Origin of the sequence: Brevundimonas sp. (assembly GCF_013823285.1) — a bacterium.
Lineage (GTDB): Bacteria > Pseudomonadota > Alphaproteobacteria > Caulobacterales > Caulobacteraceae > Brevundimonas.
Map to the genome: position 1 here is coordinate 1 of NZ_PNLV01000209.1, position 468 is coordinate 468.

Annotated in this window: 1 pseudogene; it reads left to right on the plus strand. The window is 70.1% G+C overall.

The annotated features are described in order from the left end of the window. Positions 1 to 286, plus strand: a pseudogene (locus C0461_RS14420) (glucose-6-phosphate dehydrogenase); the annotation flags it as partial. Between the last annotated feature and the right edge of the window lie 182 nt (positions 287 to 468).

Consider the following 468-nt stretch of genomic DNA (forward strand, 5'->3'; position numbering starts at 1 on the left):
GCTGCAGCCGATCCGCATGTCCCTGTCCTGGGGCATGGAGGGCAAGAGCGCCCGCCCGCCGCGCCGCCGCATCGCCTATGAGCGCCTCCTGCTGGACGCGCTGAACGGCGACTCGACCCTGTTCGTGCGCCGGGACGAGGCGGAGAAAGCGTGGGAGTGGGTGGACGGCGTCTCCGCCGCCTGGCGCGCCGCCGAGATGAAGCCCGAACCCTATGAGGCGGGAACCTGGGGCCCCTCCGGCGCCTTCGACCTGATGAGCCGAAACGGACGGGCGTGGAATGAGTAGGATGCAGGATCACGAATCCCTCTCCCGGTGGGAGAGGGCTGCGCGCACGGATGCGAAAGCATCCGTCCTTCGCGCGCAGGGTGAGGGTTCGCAGGTTCCCTGCGGGACCGCCCGACCCTCATCCCCCGCGCAGGAGCGAAGCCGCTTCGCGCCTTCGTGCGCGGGTTCCCCCTTCTCCCAAT